Source organism: Sorangiineae bacterium MSr11367 (assembly GCA_037157805.1).
In the GTDB taxonomy this organism is placed as follows: Bacteria; Myxococcota_A; Polyangia; order Polyangiales; family Polyangiaceae; genus Pendulispora; species Pendulispora rubella.
The window spans coordinates 9,686,187-9,705,197 of sequence record CP089983.1; the positions used below are offsets into that span (position 1 = coordinate 9,686,187).

Genomic DNA, 19,011 nt, shown 5'->3' on the forward strand with positions numbered 1-19,011 from the left:
GCCTTCGACGTTGGAGTGGTTCAGCGTCGTGGGGTGACCCACGCCGTACAGCTCCGCGTTTACAACGTGGTGGACCACCGCAGCTTCGAGCACACGACCGATCGCCTTCCCGTGCCGATCGGCCGTGATCCCAAAGTCTCCGCGTGCATTCTCGAGGACGACTTGAAGGTGTCGCGCATGCACGCCCAGGTCGATCTTCGCGGCGACGAGCTTCTCGTTCGCGATGCAGGCAGTGCCAATGGCACTTATGTAAATGGTCAGCGCCTTCCCGATCGGTGGGTTTCGCTCGGGCCGGCCAATCAAGAGCGGGAGCTCCGCATCGGCAATTGGAGCATTCGCGCCCAGCGCAGCACGCCGCAGGCGGTGCTTCCGGGACAGACGTCGTTCGGCGCGGACGATGGGTCGGTCGTGGGCAATTTCAGCGAGACGATGGGCGTCGACTCGATGAGCGCGGCCGACTACATGGCCCAGGCCGCTGCCGTCGCCAAAGGCTCGAGCACGGGCGCGCAGCGCGCGGCGCAGATGGCCGAGGCGCTGAACGTCTATTTCGAGAGCTACGAGGCCGCGGCCCGCGAGCTGTACACGCGCATTGCCACGCAATTGGAGTCCCTGCCGCCGGCGGCGCGCGCACCGGCATGCCATCAGATTCAACAGTCGTTTCCCACGCTCTCGGGCAACGACGCGTTCGTGCAACTGTTTCGTCACTATGGCGTTGCCGTGGATGGATCCGGGCAAACGCCGGAGGGCGTGGCCCTCAAGGCCGTGCGCTACCTTTCCCAGTGGTATCTGGGGCGCCCGGCCACGACACCGCCGGAGATCATCGCATTCTGCGACAAGGTTCGGCAGGCGGTGGACGAGCTGTTGCTCGGGCACGTGCCGCTCTTGGCCGGATTGGAGAAATTCGAACAGCAGATGGCGTTGTCGGAAGGGGAAGAGCAATTCCAGCTTCCGGAGACACCCGCGGAGTTCTCACGCGCGCTGTTCGATTGGAACGACTCGACCGACCGCGCCTCGCGCGCCCTGCGACGGAGCTTCGCCGATTTGATGGTTCATCAAGTGGGCATGCTCAACGGCGTCATGCGCGGCGTGAAGGCGCTGCTCGTGGAGCTCGCGCCCGAGGCGATTCATCAAAGCTGGCGCGACCGTCAATCGAAGCGCTCCGCGCTGACGCGATTGTTCGGAGGCTGGCGCCGCGCGCCCGAAATGCTGGAGATCTATGCCAAGCGCTACGGAGATCTCGCCGACGAAGAGAACGAGCGGTTCCGTCTCATCTTCGGGCGCGAATTCGTCGAGGAGTACAAGCAATTCGCCCGCGAGCAGGGTGGCTCGGAGACATCCCGCGCGGCGGCCCTGCACTCCGCCCCCACCCACCAGCTCCCTGCCGTCACGGGCCCCCACCCGCAGCACGGCGGCTATCCGCCGAACGCAACGCGCTAACAAAAGAAAAGAGAATTCACAGGAAGACGGGAAGACGGGAAGGTTTGATGGTTTTCCGCTCGGCCCGAGGGGCGAGCTGGAAACCCAACCAAAATCCTTCCCGTCTTCCCGTCTTCCTGTGAACTCTCCTCAGGTCACGTCGATGCGGCGTGAGGCGTCGGTGCGCGTTTCGAAACGCACCGGTGAGGTGTGATCCGGCAGCACCATCGAGGCGGTGATTTCGAATCGAACGACCAAGTCCGGCGTATCGCTGGGAATGTGCCGCACGCGAACGCGCGTGAGGCGCGGTTCGTACTTCTCGATCGTGTCCTTGAGGGAGCGCGCCAGCATGTCGAGCGCCGCCGGAAACGAGTGCACCATTTCCGAGACGTCGGGCACGCCGTAATCCGGGCGTGTGAGCATGGTGCCGATGCGCGTTCCGCACATCACCCGCAGGTGCGCCAAAATGGCGTTGCGGAGCGCGCGATCGGCTTCACTGGAACCACCCTCCTGCGCGAGGGAGGGCTCGCGCAGGCGACTACGCAGAGGGTGTATCGGCACGGATTACCCGGGCTGGTGCCAGTCGTCGCTCGTGGCGGTGCCCGCTTCTTTGTTTTCGACCTCGATCTTCCGAAAGCGGAAGCCAACGTCTTCGAGGTGCATGACGTCTGCCTCTTTGCTCGCCTTCGTTGCGTTTTCCGAATAGCGATCCACCGAGACGATGACGGCGTCGGTCAGCTTGATCTGCTCGACCACGATTTCCTTCTTGCCGTCGGCGGCGCGGGAGACCACCTCGATGATGACCTCCTCGATGACCTCGTTCGTCCAGTGCGCCTGGAGGATCTGCGGGGAGGACGCCCCCCACTCCTTGGTGATGACCAGCGGCTTGTGCTGACGGTGGCCCTTGGCCTCGCCGCTGTTTACGTCGGTGGGGACCAACGACGCCATTGCGAACTTGACGCACGGAATGAACTTGTCGCTCCGGCCCTGCTTCTTGGTCTCGGATTTGAATTGCTTCTGATTCTTGCCCTTGATGGACACATAGAACTCGAACGCCATAACGAACTGCCTCCCATGGCCTTCTGCGAAGGCCTTGCTGGTAACCTACGAACGACCGAGACGATTGCGCGAAGCGTATCTTTGCCGGCACGCGACGTTCAAGCCGCTCCACATACCTTTCGTCCTTTGGACGGAACAGTTGTGGATTTCATGCCCAAGGGCGCGTCTTTTCTGCGCCCGTTCTTCAAAGCTGAGGTGGGTTTTCTGCGCCTGAAAATAACCCACGTGAAAGCGTCCAGATGAGTAGTGCCAAGTTGCTTGCTTCGTGTACCTTTCGCCCAATGCGTCGGTCATCGTTGACTCTCACGGCCGCCTCGGCGGCGTTTTCAACATTGGCGCTCACAGCCCTTTTCGCAACGGGGTGCGCGAAAACTCCCCCGCCGCGGACGCGCATCGAGGATCAGTCGAGGAAAGTCGCGCCCTTACCGGCGTGCATTCTCTACTTGCCATCACGCAAGAACGAAGCCGCCGGCACGGCGCGCCGGCTGAAGGACGAGCAGGTCTTCAAGCTGATCTTCCCGAACTTCGACGAGAACCAGAAGGCGCTGACCAAGTCGCCCACCTGCACGGGGCAAAACATCTTCGACGACAAGGTGCTTGCCGGCGGTACGCCCAAGGGCGGTTGGCCCATTCGCATGCAGGAAGGGCAAATCACGCAGGGCAGTGGCGGCGATCGGATCAAGGTCGTGTGGCTGCGCCTGCAGGAGTGGCCGGATGGTACGGCGGGCGGGCCGCTCGCCATCATCCGCGGGTCGGAACACTTCGCGGAGTTGTACGCGGTGGTGCCGTTCCGCGGGCGACCCGACAAAGTGCGCCTCGGCACGGAACGAATGGGCGGAGAGCTGCTCGTCACCGCGGAAGAGGACGGATGCACGGGACATCCATCGGGCACGCCGTGCGAGGCGTCGCTGCACATCTTTTTGCCGCGCCAAGGTGCCCTGCAGCGCGTGGTCGACGTGCCGGTGGAGCGCATCGCCTACGGGTCCGATCGCGAGAAGGGCACGCAGGGAAAGCTGGAGTTCCATATGACGTCGGCGTCGCGCGTCCAGCCGGACGGCATTCACCTGGCCGAGCAGGTCGAGGTGAAGGACGACGGCGGCCAGGTTCTGCGCAAGGCGGAGCTCGATCGGGTGTTCAAGCTTACCGAGACGGGGCTCGTCGCCAACGAAGGGTCGCTCTGGGAGCGAATCGCTAAGCCCGAGCCGGAGAAGGCGGAGAAGCCCGAAAAGACCAAGTCACCGCCTCGTCGCCAGCGCTAAGGTCGATCCGGACGATCATCGGGGGGTCGTCCGGAGAACGCTGGCCCAGGGCCGCCGTCCCACCGAGTGCCGCCTCGTCGTTTCCGAGCTCGAGGCGCGGCTCCTCGCCGGGGCGAACTTCGATTTCGACGGCCACGTCGACGAAGCCGCCGGTGACTTCCTCGATGACGTAACGAAAGCGCGCATGGTCGGCGCCGTTCGGGACGAGGCGCGCCAAGGTGGCGCGGCCCACCGGTGCGATCCAGAGGACGAGCAAGCCGGCCTGCTTCGTGAGCACGCCGCCGAGCACCACCTCGCCGAGGAGATTGCGTCGCTCGCCGAGGCGGGTCATCTCCGAGGGCTGCAGCTCGAGATCGCGCCAAGGTGCCTCGCGAACGGTGATGGTGAGGGCGGGGAACGCGAGGCTCAAAGCCTGAACGAGGGCGTCGCGCCCGCGCGGACGCTGGGCAAAAAGGCGCGCGCGACCGAGGCGCATGAGCGGCGCGAGCGCCGGGACTTCGGCGGTGAAGGATGCTCCGCCCACGAGAGAAAGCGCGCGGCGGGTGGAGGCATCGCGCCCGCCGGCGGAGAGGGTCGGCGAGAGCCCCACGCGGCGCGAGGCGCGCAGGAACAGCGAGATCAAACGATGGTGAAAGGCGTCGTAGAGGGCGAGCACGGCATCGTCGTCCTGCTGCGCCGCGCGCAAGGCGTCCTCGGTGAAGAAGCTCGCCAGCGGGGAGACGGAGCCGACGACGCCGAGAAAGCTGGTGGAGACCTCGAAGATGGGAGGGCTCTTGCGGCCGGTGAACTCGTCGTGCTCCTCGACGATGCGAAGCTGGGAGACGTCACCCGCGTGAAAGACCGGTTGAATGTCGTGGCGAAAGCGAATGCGCTCCGCACGCGGCGGCCCGAGCTCACCGACGGGCACGGCCTCCGGGCCGATGAGCCGCTCGAGGTGATCGATCAAGGTGGAGAAAGGCACGCGGTGCGCGGTGCGTACGAGCTCGTCGAGGTGGGCTTGGGAAACTCCACGCTCGGTGGCGGGCGAAGGCTCGATGGGTTCGTCGTGGTTCATGGTGCGCGCGTTCCCTGGCGGAAGTCGTAGGCGAAGAGAAGCTGGCCAGCCCGGTCGTGGAGATTCAAGCGAATCGAGTCTTCCTCGTTCGCAGCGCCTGCGAACAAGAGCTCGAGCACCTCGCCGAAGAGAAAGAGATCGCCCGCGCCGGTGAAGCGTGATTCGTCGACGTGAACGTCGAGGTCGACGCCGATGCGCGCGACCGCTTCGCTGGTGAGGTGCGTTCGGCGCCAGCGTACGTCGAGGAGGGCTTCGAACTCGTTGGCGTTTTCTTTGGCCCCCGGCCACCTTCCCCATGCGGGCAGGTTCGCACGGGCCAGCAGCGCGGCGAGCTCACTGCGCTCGGCGAGCGACGGGAGGCCGAGTTTGAAGTAGCGGAAGAAATGCCAGAGGCGATCGCCCTCGAGCACCGCCGGCGCGGCACGCGTGACCGGGGTCACGTTGCGGAAGGCCACCACCGCGTTGGTCGCGTTTGCCCCCTCGCTCACGTCGCCGATCTCGAGCCGGGCCGCGCGACGGAGCTGCGTGGTGACCAGCGCCACCTCGAGATCGCCGCCCGGAGGCGTCGCTTTCATCGCCGTTCCGAAGCTGAGGGTGATGTCCAGCTCGGGCCCCACCGCGGAGCGACGGCGATGCAGCTCGTAGAAGAGGGTGGCGTCCTCGGTGCCGTCGAGCGGCGGCGGAATGAGTTCCGCCCACGCCGGCACGGGCTTGGAGCGCAAGGTGCCGCGTTCGACCACCGCGATGCGCTCGACGGAGAAGATCTCCGTGTCGTCGCCGGGCACCATGGCACGCAGCGACCAGCGGTCCTCCTCGGGCTCGGTGGAGACGGTCATCACGCGCGGCGCGCTGAGTTGCACCGTGGGAACGACGTGCAATTTGACCGACGATGGGTCGAAGGCCACATGGCTCGGGAGAGGTTCGGCCAAGCGAATCTCGACCTCGAAGGAACGCGCATCCCCGAGCTCGGCGAGCTGCAATCCGGTGAGCTGCAGCCGCGCGAACTTGTTCGGAAAGGCGAAATACTCGCGCATGAGAAGCAGCGGCGTGCCCAAGCGATGGCGGCCGGGCAGATGGGGATCGGCGAATCCGGGCCTTCGGAAGGCGCGGCCATCGCCCAGCGCCATCTCACGTCCATTGGCGCGGACGGTGATGCTTTCGCTCTTTCGAACGAGGTGCGCGCGCAGGTCGAGCGCCGTGGAAAGGTCCGCGGCGAAGTAGAAACTGAGCGAATCGATCTCCGCGAGCTTCACGCCTTCGAAGAGCTCGATCGAGAGACGAAGCTGCCGCCGCTCCGCGCCGAGAGCTTCCACGCCGCGAAGGACGATGGGCTGCATGACGCATTCTTCGGTGGTGGCGAAGGAGCACACGATGCCGTCGACGGCGCGGCTGTCGAACCTGCGCCCCTTTTCGATGGTTTGCCGCGTGCGCGCTTTGAGCGTGGGTTCGAGCTCCAGCATCGTGGCGCTGGGAAACGCGCGAAGGAGCGCAGGGCAGAGCGTCTCGATGACCGGGTGGATCACCTCGGGGAGCTCGTCGTCGATGCGCTCGCGCAGGCGCGCGAAACTGAACGCGAGGGCCTGAACCAACCGCGATACGCCGGGATCGGCGTCGCGCCCGAGAACGGGGGCGACACGCGGGTGCGTGCGGCCGATCTCCTCGCAGAGTTGGTAGAGGTAATCGAGCTCGGTCTGAAAGGTCCTCTCGAACATGGTCTAAATCGTCTCGTCCCCAGTGCGCGCGGGAAAGGAGACGGTGCGGCCGGTTCCTTCGAAGCGGGCGCGCGTCCGCGCGAAGGAATTGATCTTCACGTCGTGGGCGAAGAGGCGCGCCAGTACGGAGGCGAACACGTACGCATCGCCCTCCCCGTCGAGGCCCGCTTCGTCGAGACGAATGTCGATGTCGCTGCCCTGCCGCATGCCATGCTCGCCCGCAAGGATGCTCATGGTGCTCGCGACATCGACCACCGCGCGGATGCGGCGGAGCGCGGTGAGGCCCGGCGGGCCATTCACCGTGGTGTGCAGGTTGAGAAGATGAAGGAGCGTGCGCAGCACCTCGCCCTGGCGACGTGACGAAGCGCTCACCGCCACCATGGCCAAGGAGCGACGCTGCAGCGGGCGCCCGCCCGGCGGCGCCCGATACGGCGTGACCGCGGTGATGTTGCGGAAGACGAGGTTCTTCGGCGTGCGCCCGCCGGAAACCTTGATGTCGCCCACACCGAGCACCATGGGCAGGTCGCGGTTGGTGGCGAGAAGATCGAACGATACGGATTTGACCGGCGGCACTTGGTTCGCCTCCCGCGGGAGAACGAAACGGACGCTGGTATCTTCCTTCTGCCCATTTCCCTGTAGCGCGCGCGGGGAGCGGCCGATCGCGTAAAAGATCTTGCCCTTCGGCGCGGCGTCGACCTGCGCGAGGGCCTCGAAGTCCGTGAGCGGCGGGATGGGCATCGTCGCGTTGCGATCCGCGCACCACCCTTCCGCGCCCAAAACGCCGTACACCTCCCCGTGATCGGGCGCGAGGCCGGCGGGACGAAGGACGTGGGAAGGCCGCTCGATGCCGGGCCGCACCGGTTCCGCGGTGGTTTCGAAGACGTTCACCACCGGCACGCAATTGGTGCGAAGCGACTCACGGGTCACGCTGAGGTTCGCCGGCAGGGCGCGCCCCAATTGGAACGTGATGGACACGGTTTGCGCCGGCCCGAGCGACGTGGCGAGCGCCGTCTCGTTGGCGCCATCGGCGGAGAGCTCGACGAAGGCGAACTTCGCCGGCAAAAGGAAGTACTCGCGCACCAGTCGAAAGCCCGCGTGCTCCCAAGGCTCCGGTGGCAACAGCGCCTCGTCGGCATCGACGCCCCACATGCGAAGGGCCGTGCCAGGGAGGCGCAAACTCGGCGACTGCGGCGATTCGCCGGCCGTGATCTCGATCGACTCGACGGTGGAGAGCGCGAGAAGGAGCCCGAAGGACGAACGCGGCTCCCCCGCCAGATGAAGGCGCAGTGGAAACAACGAGGCGAGCGTCTCGTGCGGCGTTTGCGTGCGGCGACGAAACACGACGCGGAGCGATTGCCCCCCAGGCCGAGCTTGCGAGGCCGTTCCTGGGTGGTCTTGCCGAGCCTGCGAGGGCGTTCCTGGCTGGTCTTGCCGAGATGGCGCGGCCGTTCCTGGTCGCTCTTGCCCCCAGACGAGCTTGGCGTCGGCCACCTCCCACGGAACGACGCGGGATGCCGCAAAGGCGCGGAACGGACAACGGACGCCCTCGACCGGGATGCTCAGAAACTCCGTGCCTGCGGGGACATCCGTCGGGCGGTCCGCCGCCGCCATTTCGAGGATGGCGGCGCACGGAAACGGACGGAGAAGCTCGGGCGAGAGGATCTCGGCGAAGGGGTCGGCCGCGCGCTTGGCGGCGGAGTCGATGAGTTCCTCCACCTGCTGCACGAGGTACTGAAAGCCGTCGATGAGCCGTTCGACGTCCGGATCGTCCGATGGCGCGGCAAGGCCCGGGGCCAACGCGGGGTGGGCCGCGGCAAACGCTTTGGACAGGGACGCTATGGCCTCGAGTTCACGGGAAAAATCGTGAGACACGGCAAACGACGTTATCAATTTTCGCGCGGGAGCCCACGTTCCACAGCGTCGCGGTCGCAATTGTCGCGACGGCGCGAAAATCACGAACGCTCCAGGTCATAACGACATCGTAACTGGATGTGGCTGATAGGCCGAAAACACTCACGTTTCGGCCGTCTTTCGCAGGGTGAGCTCATTGATGTCGTTGGTACACGGAAGTCCTGATGTGTATGCTTCCTTCGCCCTATTGTCGGGTCCGCACGATTTGCGCGCGCGACGCCGCACATAGGGAACATCTGGGAGGCGAGGATGCGCAACAAGGTCGGAATCGCTTGGGCGGGATGCGTGATGGGGTTGGGCGCGGTGTTGACCGTGGCCGGCTGCAGTTCGGCGGACGAGGCGGCGCAGGACGACACGGCGGCGGATGACAGTGAGCTGACCGCACGGGGTGGCCACAAGCGAAGCTGTGGCACCCGCAACGTGGATGACATCGAACAAGATCGCGTGAACCAGGCCATGGCGGCGCGGGCGAGCAACTTGGTTGCGCCGGCGGCGACCACGACCATCAACGTGTACTTCCACGTGATCAACAAAGGGTCGGGCATCGCCAATGGCGACGTGCCGCAATCCCAGATCGACCAGCAAATCGCGGTGCTCAATTCGTCGTACGGCGGGCAGACGGGCGGCGTGGGGACGAACTTCCGCTTCGTGCTGGCCAGCGTCGACCGCACGACCAATGCAACTTGGTACACGGTGGGCTACGGCTCCTCGGCCGAGACGCAAATGAAGAATGCGCTCCGCAGGGGCGGCGCGCGGGATCTCAACTTCTACACCGCGAACCTCGGCGGCGGCCTTCTAGGCTGGGCGACGTTCCCGCAAGATTACTCCCAGGATCCGAAGGACGATGGCGTGATCGTGCTCTTCTCGTCCCTGCCCGGCGGCAGCGCGGCACCGTACAACGAGGGCGACACGGGCACGCACGAGATCGGCCACTGGCTGGGCCTGTACCACACGTTCCAGGGCGGCTGCACCAAGACGAACGACTCCGTTTCCGACACGCCCGCGGAGAAGTCGGCCGCCTACGGATGCCCGACGAGCCGCAACACCTGCTCCGGCTCCCGCTACCCAGGCAACGATCCGATCACGAACTTCATGGACTACACCGACGACGACTGCATGAACGGCTTCACCACCGGCCAGTCGACCCGCATGGACAACATGGTCGCCACGTACCGCTAAAGAAAGAAAGAGAGAGAATTCACAGGAAGACGGGAAGACGGGAAGTTTTTTTGTTTTCAATCGAGCCCACTGAGGCAACTGGAAACCCTAAAAAAGCGTTCCGCGCTGGCCGTGCCGTAAGTCCTTCCCGTCTCCCCGTCTTCCTGTGAATCTCTCTCTTCATCCCATGTGGAATCGCTCGCCGACGGCGACGGCGGCGGTGAGTGAGGCCATGGCGGTGAGGAAGAAGTACGAGCCCACGAACATGGGCCGGCCAAGGACGCAGAAGACGAAGAAGACGATCATCGCGGAGAGCGCAAAGGCGTAGCGCGTGCGCGGCGCACGCCACGCGGCGATGGCGGAGACGATGGCCGCGGAGAGCAACCCCGGGGCGGCGCGGGGAACGATGCCGTAGCGGCGGAAGAACCAGTTGGTGGGGGTCAGACCGTCGATGGTCGATTGCGGATGGCCGCCGTAGAGATCCAACACGACGCGAAGCGCGGAGCGGTAGTCCCAGATGGCAAACGGCATCGCGGTGAGGGCGGCGGCCGCGACGAAGGCGAGCCACTGCACACCGCCAAAGCCGAGCAAGATGGCCAGCGGAACGAGCCAGACCATGCTCTGTTTCGCGCTCAACGCAACGCCGAGGAGCGCGGCCGTGAGGGTGGGCATCCGGCGCATGTGCGCGACCAAGGCGAGCGCGATGAGCGCGACCGGCAGCATGTCCGTGTAGGACTGCTCCACGAAGAAATACGCTTTGGGCGTGAGCCAGAGCATCAAAGCCGGCGCATCTTCCGCGAGGCCGGGGAACGGAAGGGACGATGCCGGGCGATGGTCCACCGGACCATGGGCACCGCGCGGGCGGATCGTCGAGGCCGCGAGGGCCGCGGCCTTCGCGGTGATGGGATCGAGGTGGGCGCTGGGCCGGATGCCGCGGTGGGCGATGTAGCGCAATGCGAAGCCGGTGACGACCAAGGTGACGAGCGGCACCCAGCGAACGTCGTGTGCGATGGCGAAGGCCAGCGCGCTCGCGTAGAGCACCGTGGGAGGATCGCCGGGGGACGAGGCGGTTCGATAAGGGTTTTCGCCGTGGAGGAGCGTGCGGGCCGCCTCGGTTTGGATGTCGAAGACCCCGCCGTGTGGACGCGGCGACAGGAGCATCACGCTGATGCCGCCCAAGATGAGAAACAGGGCGAAGAGGCCGAAGCGCACCTCGCTCCAGAGGCGGCGCTCGGGCACACCGCGCAGGATGGAGGGGAGGTACGAGGCGAGCAGCACGATCTGGCCCGCGTGCGTCACGCGGATGAAGCGCGGGGTCTTTTCGGTGTCGAGCAAAAGGCGCGCATCGGCAAACGTCGCAATGACGAAGACGGTGAGCGCGACGGTGGCCAGGGTGAGCATCGGCCGCGCGGAATCGTGCTGGAAGGTGCGCTTGGCCACGAGGCGCACGAACTGAACGACCAAGAGCGCACCGCATGCCACCACGAGGATGAACGGCGTCTCACCGAACGACCCTTCGTGCAGCCCCACCGTCATGAGTAGGACGAGGCCGAACACGTAGACGACGATGAGCAGCCAGCCGATCTCCCGCGGCAGAGTGGGCATGCGGATCACGTGGAACGAGACAGACGAAACGAACCAAGGCAAAGGTCCGATGGACGGGGACTGGTTCGCAAACCCCCTACGATCGAGCGGCGGACCCGGCACGACGATACTTCGAAAGCGTTACCCCTCCCTTCGCCCGTTACCTCACAGCGATCGCCTACATGAAGTGTCGCACGGCCAGGACGACGAGCCACACCACGAGGCCGAGCAAAAGGAGTCCCACGACGATGCCGCCGATGGCCCAGCCGATGGCGGAAGTGGGTGGATCCATCAAAATGGGCGGCGGCGGCTCGGCCCACGCCAGGGCCGGTTTGGCCGGGGCAAAGCTCGGAGGGCGCTGCGGCGCGAAGGTAAACGAGGGGACGGGAGGTTCGGCGTTGGGTGCGCCCAGATTCGCCGCGCCCAGATTCGCCGCAGATGCGGGCGGCGGCGGGATTGGCGCCGGCGGGGTCGGGCCGGGTGATGCCGACGGCGGCACGATGTCCACCGAGATGGGGGATTCGTAGGGCTCGAGCTGCAGGTCTTCGATCTCGTCGGGGTCGACCGAAACGGGCTCCTGCTCGAGCTGGTCGGCGGGGTAGCTCGGAGAGCCCATCGCCGGCGTGGGCGCGTCGTGTTGTGTCAACGTGGTGAACGGAGGGCGCACCACGGTGGGGTTCTTCGAGGACGGAGGAAGACCTGGGACGTCCAGCGTGTCCACCAACACGGCGGGCATCTCCACGGTGGCCATGGGAGAGATCGGCGCCGTCGGCTGCGCAGGGCTGGGAGGGACCGGGACCTGGTGCGGGGGCGTTCCGGAAGCAGCGCGCGGCGGCAAACCGGCGCTTTGCTCGAGTGCGTCAATCAGGTGCTGCGGGAACTCCGTGACAACGGTGGACGCATCATCGGCAGGCGGAACGGAATCGGATGCGGGCATGGATGCGAGATTCTTCTCGTCCTCATCCGGCATCATTGTCCTCCCGACAAAGATACCCCATGGGCGCCTGAACAGCGAAGAACTTCCCGAAGTGCATAGCTCGGTTTCGCGTGCGCATCCTCTCGAAAGGGGGAGCGCCTTCCAAAAGATGACTAGCCGTTCCCGATGCGGACGTTGAGCCGTCTCATCATTTTCTGCAAGCCAAAACGAGAAAGCCCGAGCATCTCTGCCGCTTTGGTCTGGTTTCCGTGGGTACGGTCGAGGGCGTCACGCACGAGCTCCGCTTCGAGCGCATCGACCCGCGAGCGCAGCCCAACGCCAGCACCTCGCGCGGCGCCAGGGCCTCCGCGTGCGATTTCCTGTGAAAGCTCGGCCACGTCGATGCGATCGTCCGCAAGGACAACGGCGCGCCGTATCTCGTTCTCGAGCTGTCGAACGTTGCCTGGCCACGGATAGGCCACGAGACGGTCCATCGCGGCCTTGGTAATGCGGATTTTTCGCGTGGCGTGTTTTGCGAGAAAGTGGTCGACCAGGAGCTGAATATCGTCCGGACGCTCGCGGAGAGGCGGGACGCGGACGGTAATGACATTGAGTCGATAAAAGAGATCCTCGCGAAAGAGTTTTGCCTCGACCATTGCGGCCAGATCGCGATGGGTGGCGCAGATGACCCGCACGTCGACCTTGCGAACGCGGTCGCTGCCGACGGGGCGCACCTCCCCTTCTTGGAGGACGCGCAGGAGCTTTTTCTGCATCGAGAGAGGCATTTCGCCCACTTCGTCGAGGAAAAATGTGCCGCCATCGGCCACGTCGAAGAGACCTGCCCGGGTGGCGACCGCGCCGGTGAAGGCTCCGCGGACATGGCCGAAGAGCGTCGACTCGAGGAGGGGCTCGGGAACGGCAGCGCAATTTTCCGAGATGAAAGGACGGTCCTTGCGCGAGCCGTTCGTATGCATTGCGCGGGCAACCAGCTCTTTGCCGGTGCCCGACTCGCCCACGAGCAAGACCGGGATGTCGCTCGTGGTCACGCGGTCGACGATGTGCAGCATGCTGCGAATCGGTTCGCTGCGGCCGGCAATGGCGTCGTACGGATACCGCGTTTCGCCGCGAACGGTGCGAAGCTCGGCGCGGGTGGCGAAAAGCTCGGCTTCTTTTTCGCCGAGGAGGCGGGCGAGTTCGCGCTGGGCGCGCTCGGCACGGCGCACGGCGCGCCTGAGAAGTACTTGATCACGGGCGTCGGCGATGGCCATGGCGGCCTGGCTGGCGACCAAGCGCACCCATGCGATTTCGCGCGCACCGAAGGCTCCGCGGCGAACGCGGTCATCGAGGTAGACGACGCCGAGGGTCTCGCCGCGTGCGATGAGGGGTACGGCGAGAACGCTGCGCAGGCGAAGGGCGTGCACGGAGGCGTGCGCCTCGGCCAAGGTGGAGAAGGCGTCGGTGGCGATGACCGCGTCGCCGGTCTCCATGGCCTTGCGCGCAAGGCTGTGCGAGAGGGAGAGCTGCTCGCCGGTGAGATCGCGACGGGCCAAGTTGCGCGCGGCGCGGGGTACGAGGCGGTCATCGGGCGCGCGCAGGAGCAGGAGGCCGCGCTCGACGCCGGACCAGAGGACCATGGTGTCGAGCACTTGCTCGAGGAGCGGGCGAAGGCGATCGCGCGAGCCGAGGACGCGCACGATGGTGGCCAGTTGCTCCAGTTGGGCGGGCGCCAAGGTGAACTCGGGGACGCCCGCGGTGACGGCATCGAGTTTGGCCCACGCCAGCGTTTCGACGGTGGCGCGGTACTCGGACGGGGTGTGCTCGCGCAAGGTACGGGCTGCGGCGGTGCGGGCGAGCTCGAAGCGGCGTGCGGCATCGCCGTCGCCGCGCTCGGTGGCGAGGCGCACGGCCGCGAAGAGCGCGGGACCGCGGACGCAGAGCGGTGCGGGGATCTCGAGGAGGGCGACCAGCTCCGACAGGGTCGAGGGCGGCGCGGGGAACGACGATGCCGCGCGGGCACCCCACCATTCCCAGCGCACGGGGCCCGCGAGCGAGGCCGCGTCGATGGCCTCGAGGCTCGAGCGATCGACGGCGTCGGGGGCCCAGACGACCAGGCGCGCGGTGGCGCGGGCCATGTCCGAGGGGGCGCGCCCGGGTTGCAGCTCGCGGAAGGCGCGGAGGGCTTCGTCGCGGGCACGCGGGTCGCCGGGTTCGCGCGTCTCGACGATGGCCCAGCGGGCGTAGGCCGCGGCATCGCGATCGCCGGAGCTTTCGGCGCGGTGAATGGCCTCGGCGGCGGCTTCGTCCGCCGCGTGCACGGCGCCCACGGTGGCGAGGGTCGCCGCACGGGCGAGCCACGCACGCGCCGAATCGCTGCGGCGGCCGAGTCGTTCCCACAGGAGCGCGGCGCGCGTGGCGCTGGCGAGCGCGCGGGCGATGTCCCCTTCGTCGGAGGCCGCGGCGGCGAGGCCGGTGAGGTACGTGGCCTCCTCGACGACGGCGCCGGATTGCGCCGCGAGCTCCGCGGCGCGCGCGAAGGCGGCCGCGCTCTTGGCGGAGCGGCCATCGGCGTGCTCGATGTAGCCGAGGGTCGCGGTGAGGCGGGCCGACGCCGTGCCGTCGTGCGCGATGGCCATGGCCTCCTCGAGGATCTGCCGGCCCGCGGCGAACGTCCCGCGCCGGTAGGCGATGAGCGCCTGCACTTCGGCGGCGGCCACACCGCGTGCGCCGTGGAGGCGCTGTTCGGCCTGCGCGAGATCGCCCGCGTCCCATGCGAGGCGTGCGGCAATGGCGCGCGCCCGATGCGCAACCTCCCCCGCCGAACCCTGCGCGAGGGTGAGCGCGATGCGCTCCGCCTCGGCGCGATCGCCACGACGCCGCGCGAGCTCGGCACGACGCCACTCGGCCGCGTCGCCATGCGCGTGCGCGAGCGCCGTCCAGGCGCGACCGATTTCGCCCGCGCGAAGCAGCGCATCGGCGGTGGAAAGGACGAGGGTCGGCGGGGCGCCATCCACCGCGATGGCATCCTCCGCGGACGCGATCGCGCGCGCATCCGGGCGCGGCCGCTCCATTTCGGCCACGAGGGCGGCCACGCGCTCGGAGGCTTCCCCCTCGTCCCATGCAGGGCGTGACACGGTGCCGGCTTGGCCCGCGGGCGCGAGATCGTCGAGTGTCCACGACGCCGGCGGCGCATGGGCGGCGAGCGCGAACATGCGCTGCGCGAGCTCGGCATCGCCACCGAGCACCTCGTCGCGAAGAGGCCACGCGGCCGCGCTGGGGCCGACCAAGGCCACGAGCCAACGTGCGCGTCCCAGGGCCGAAAGAGGCCCCACGGTCGTCGGGGGCACCGCGACGGGAGACGGAGGCATCGCGCGGATGGCCTCGCGCAGCCACTCGCCGGGAAGGCCCATGCCCTCGCCCACCCGCGCACCGGCCACGATATCGCGTGGGCGCACGGCAAGGTAAGCGCGCCGGATGCGCGCGCACGCCAGCGCCGCGGGCTCTGCCTCCGCATCACCGAGAACGCGGCGCGCGCGTTCGGCGATCCATGCGGCGGAGGGCCGTGCCCCTGGCACCGTCGACACGAGCGCCTCCGCCCAGTGCGCCGCTTCGCACGGCAGGCCGTCGAGCAACTCGGACAGAACGACGCCCAGCGCGAACAAGTCCGCCTCCGGGCCCGCCGAATCGGGCCGCTCGCGAAGCTCGGGCGACGCATAGTGCGGCGTCCCGCCGCGCGGGCGTGCACTCGATACGGTGGCCAACCCCAGATCGACCAAGGTCGCGCGCGCGCCGTCGGTCACGATGTTGGACGGCTTCACGTCGCCGTGCCGCACGCCCGCCTCGTGCAACTCGGCGAGTCCCCGCGCGACCCCCAAGGCCACGCGGGCGGCCGCGCTCGCGCGTTCGGGGGGAGCCAGCGCCCGCACCTTGGCCGGATCGAGCGGCGCACCCTCGACCCACGTCGTCGCGAGAAACCAGCCTCCGCCACCGGGAAGGGCGCCCGCATCGAGCCAGCGCGGCCCCCACACCCGCCCGAGGTGCGCGACGATCTCGGCCTCACCGCGCGCGATGTTCGCATCATGGACGATCTTCAGCGCCGCCATGGCGCCGTCGTCGGTGCGCTTCGCCCGCCATACCTCGGCCGTGGCGCCCTCGCCTGCCCGCTCCAGCAACGTCCACCCGGCCAGCGCGTACGCCAACTCAGATGGCTGCGGTTGTGCAGGCGACATGCCCTAGTTATGGCCGCCGGTTTTCGATTCCGTCAACTCAGGTGCCAGTTAGAACTTAATGCCGTTCTCGGCCCGGTGCTTCCACCACCGGTAGGCGAGGACGGCGGCAGGAACGGCCGCGACCGTCGCGAGGAATGGAGCACCGGCCACGGCCGCCGTGACGGAAACGGCCGTCACTGCACCGGCCGCGATGCCTTTTTTCTTCGACTCGTTCAGCACGTCCGTACGCGTTTGGGTCATGGTGGAACCAAAGGTGCCCACGCGGGGCACGGGATGCAAGTTCGCACTACAACGTGTTGATCCAGGCCTTCAGGGCGTTCAATGCGGCCGTGTCGACTTTGTGGGTGGCGAGCGGCGGCATTTGAATGCGCTCCCCACTCGTGTCGCGGTAACCGTCCCGGAACGGGATGGTGCTGTGCGCCACGTCGCTCGGCTTGATGCGCAGGTAGCCCGTCTCGCCGGGCGGTTGGAACTTCGAGGCGACACCGACGGCCGTCTTGTACGTGTCCGTCGCGTTGACGCTGCTCATGTTGTCGGTGCGCAGCCGCATGAACAGACCGGAGTCCTTCGCCAGCGCGTAGTTCGAATTGCTATGGCACGCATTGCCGCAGTTGGCATGCAGGGATCCCAACGCCGCCCGCTCGGTGGCATTGCCCGGCACTTCGTACACGGCCCCAGGAGCATCGGTGACACGCTGCTCGTTGACCAGCGCCGACATCGTCAGGCCGCTCGCCCCCGCCGCGGAGAGGCCCACGGCCTCGAAACCGAGAACGCCGTCGAGATGTCCATTGTGGCAGAGCGAGCAATCGCTCTGCGGCACGACGTCGTAACCCGTGCCCCAGATGTTGACGACGCCGGCCGTGTTCTCGACCGCGCTCGATTGATCGCGCGACCACACGTACGTGGTTCGGTACCAATCGCTGTTGGTCTTCTTCCAGAGCAGGCGCGTTTCGGCGCGAAGGCCTCCGAGGCGGAACTCTTTCCAGATTTTCGTGCCGACGGGAAAGCGCCACTCGTCCATGTTGGAGGTGTCGATCTTCGTGCCGGGTGGCAAATAGACGTACCGCGACTTCTGCGCCCCATCGCTCCACGACGTGAAGGCCGGTGTGAAGGGCCGCGCGCTGGGCGAAATGGTGCGATCGGGCCACGAGGCATAAAGCCCCGTGCAACCGAGCTCTTTGGGCTCGCCGGCGGGGCCCACGGCGGTGCAGTCCAAGGGCGGTCCCGTGTCGACGGGCGTCACGACGTCGGGGGCGGCATCGCGCGGTGGTTGCTGCACGTCGCTGCCGGAGTCGGTGCCCGACGGGGCGTCGCTCGACGCCTCGGGGTCGGCATCCCTGGAGGGCGAGCCGTCGGAGGCGCCGTCGCCTCCCCCTCGGGGGCCGAGGTCAGGCGCGTTGCCATCGCTCTCGTCCGGCCCATCCGGTGTGCCACCGCTCGAGCTGCTGCACGCGCCGAGCGATCCCGCAGCAATGAGCATCGCGGCGGGGAGAACAGCCACCACGCCGACGCGCCATCCTACCTGAGCCTTGCTCGGTCCTCTTCGCATCGGCTTGCCGACGTAGCGAATCGAATGCCAATCTCGAAGCCCCCCATGGTGAGCCCCGACGCGGTCTCTGCGACACCCGATCACGGCATCCTCTATCAGCGCATCGACCACGCGAACGCGGGCGATCGCGCGGGGGTGCTTCCCATTTTGCGCGAGTACTTCGCGTCCATTGGCGAACCTGGAACGGCGGACGAGCGCTACACGCGGCTGTACTTGGACAACCCGGCGCAGCAGGCGTGCACGTTCGTGGCAACCGATGGTGCCACGGGCGAGGTCGTCGGAATCACCTCGCTGTTTCCGCGCCCCGTCTGGGTGAGGGGCCAGACATTTCTCGGCGCCATCGGCGGCGATGGCTACGTGACACCGCGCTACCGAAGGCGCGGAATCATCACGAAGCTGCATCGCGAAGCACTGCGCGCCATGAACGATCGCCACGAGGCGGTGAGCTTCATGTTCGGCCCCCCCGAACCGAACAACTTGAAGGCGCTTTTGCAGGCCGGAGCCTCGCAGGTGGGGCACGTGCAACGATTCGTGCGCCCGTTCACGGCACGAGGCTTTGGCGGCGCGCGCGCCACGGCCTTCGCCACGCTGGGCCAGCCACTCGCGTGGGCGCTCGGACCGCGCAAGTCCACCCTGCGGCTGATCGAACTCGGAGAGCACCCCGATGCGCGCGTCGATCGCGTTTGGCAGGCGACGATCGATGCGCTCGCGGGGCGTGACCAGGTTGTCCCGGTGCGCGATGCCGTGTTCTACGCGTGGCGATTCGGGCGCGGCGAGCAGCGTGGCTACGTCGTGCTCGATGGGGATACGCCCGTTGCAACCGTGGCGCTGGAGCGCAACGGGCAGCAGGCGGCGATCGTGGACGTGACGGCGCCGCCGCGGTGGATGACGCGGGCATACCGCGCCGTCCTCGACGCATGCCGCGGCGTCGACTCGGTTCATGTGGAGCTACACGTGCCTTGTACGCGGCTTCAGATGATGCTCTACCGGCTTGCGTTTCTGCCTCGCGCACGGAAACCGTTTCAGGTGCAGACGGATCGGAATCATCCGGCGTATGACACCTTGGTCCGGCCCGACGCATGGCGATACATGTGGGGTGACGGCGACGTCTTTCATGTGCTCTGACGTCCTGGACGGCGGGGAGCGTGCGCTGGCGTGCCCCACACG

At 67.2% G+C, this 19,011-nt stretch carries 14 protein-coding genes; 4 read left to right on the forward strand and 10 right to left on the reverse strand.

Going from position 1 to position 19,011, the window contains the following annotated elements; genetic code table 11:
- The first annotated feature begins 15 nt into the window (after positions 1-15).
- Positions 16-1,437 carry an FHA domain-containing protein gene (locus LVJ94_37270; GenBank protein ID WXB02553.1) on the forward strand — a complete coding sequence of 474 codons (1,422 nt, stop codon included), beginning with the start codon at positions 16-18 and terminating at the stop codon, positions 1,435-1,437.
- Positions 1,438-1,566: 129 nt separating this feature from the next.
- Here the strand turns inward: LVJ94_37270 and tssE are convergent, their stop codons facing one another.
- Entirely contained in the window at positions 1,567-1,977 is a 411-nt protein-coding gene (gene tssE, locus LVJ94_37275) for a type VI secretion system baseplate subunit TssE (protein WXB02554.1), read from the reverse strand.
- 3 nt (positions 1,978-1,980) lie between these two features.
- Positions 1,981-2,475, reverse strand: a complete 495-nt coding sequence (gene hcp, locus LVJ94_37280; GenBank protein ID WXB02555.1) for a type VI secretion system tube protein Hcp — start codon at positions 2,473-2,475, stop codon at positions 1,981-1,983.
- A gap of 443 nt (positions 2,476-2,918) precedes the next feature.
- On the opposite strand from hcp, the gene LVJ94_37285 reads away from it, so the two are divergent.
- Positions 2,919-3,734, forward strand: coding sequence for a hypothetical protein (locus LVJ94_37285; GenBank protein ID WXB02556.1), 816 nt, complete (start codon positions 2,919-2,921; stop codon positions 3,732-3,734).
- Here LVJ94_37285 and tssG read toward each other — a convergent pair.
- From tssG to tssF (LVJ94_37300), 3 genes are read right to left on the reverse strand one after another with little or no spacing between them, the layout of a single operon-like run.
- Complete coding sequence (tssG, locus tag LVJ94_37290) at positions 3,667-4,788, reverse strand: type VI secretion system baseplate subunit TssG (GenBank protein ID WXB02557.1); 1,122 nt, start codon at positions 4,786-4,788, stop codon at positions 3,667-3,669. The two genes, LVJ94_37285 and tssG, sit on opposite strands and share 68 nt — an antisense overlap.
- Positions 4,785-6,500, reverse strand: a complete 1,716-nt coding sequence (gene tssF, locus LVJ94_37295; GenBank protein WXB02558.1) for a type VI secretion system baseplate subunit TssF — start codon at positions 6,498-6,500, stop codon at positions 4,785-4,787. Before tssF (LVJ94_37295) ends, tssG begins: the two co-directional genes overlap by 4 nt.
- Positions 6,501-6,503: 3 nt before the next feature.
- On the reverse strand, positions 6,504-8,372 hold the full coding sequence (gene tssF, locus LVJ94_37300; protein ID WXB02559.1) for a type VI secretion system baseplate subunit TssF: 1,869 nt from the start codon (positions 8,370-8,372) through the stop codon (positions 6,504-6,506).
- Positions 8,373-8,660: 288 nt separating this feature from the next.
- Between tssF (LVJ94_37300) and LVJ94_37305 the strand changes: the two genes are divergently transcribed.
- Positions 8,661-9,590 carry a zinc metalloprotease gene (locus tag LVJ94_37305; protein WXB02560.1) on the forward strand — a complete coding sequence of 310 codons (930 nt, stop codon included), beginning with the start codon at positions 8,661-8,663 and terminating at the stop codon, positions 9,588-9,590.
- Positions 9,591-9,749: 159 nt separating this feature from the next.
- Here LVJ94_37305 and LVJ94_37310 read toward each other — a convergent pair whose 3' ends face one another.
- From LVJ94_37310 to LVJ94_37330, 5 genes are all read right to left on the reverse strand, one after another.
- Positions 9,750-11,174, reverse strand: coding sequence for a hypothetical protein (locus LVJ94_37310; GenBank protein ID WXB02561.1), 1,425 nt, complete (start codon positions 11,172-11,174; stop codon positions 9,750-9,752).
- Positions 11,175-11,331: 157 nt separating this feature from the next.
- Positions 11,332-12,090 (reverse strand): hypothetical protein, encoded by a 759-nt coding sequence (locus LVJ94_37315; GenBank protein WXB02562.1) that lies wholly within the window; start codon positions 12,088-12,090, stop codon positions 11,332-11,334.
- Positions 12,091-12,242: 152 nt separating this feature from the next.
- A complete protein-coding gene (locus LVJ94_37320; protein WXB02563.1) occupies positions 12,243-16,295 on the reverse strand; it encodes a sigma 54-interacting transcriptional regulator in 4,053 nt (1,350 codons plus the stop codon).
- Between the two features lie 48 nt (positions 16,296-16,343).
- The gene (locus tag LVJ94_37325) at positions 16,344-16,535 is read right to left on the reverse strand and encodes a hypothetical protein (GenBank protein ID WXB02564.1); all 192 of its coding nucleotides are present in this window, start codon (positions 16,533-16,535) and stop codon (positions 16,344-16,346) included.
- Between the two features lie 46 nt (positions 16,536-16,581).
- Positions 16,582-17,799, reverse strand: coding sequence for a hypothetical protein (locus tag LVJ94_37330; GenBank protein WXB02565.1), 1,218 nt, complete (start codon positions 17,797-17,799; stop codon positions 16,582-16,584).
- A gap of 90 nt (positions 17,800-17,889) precedes the next feature.
- On the opposite strand from LVJ94_37330, the gene LVJ94_37335 reads away from it, so the two are divergent.
- Complete coding sequence (locus LVJ94_37335) at positions 17,890-18,969, forward strand: GNAT family N-acetyltransferase (protein WXB02566.1); 1,080 nt, start codon at positions 17,890-17,892, stop codon at positions 18,967-18,969.
- The last annotated feature ends 42 nt before the right edge of the window (positions 18,970-19,011 follow it).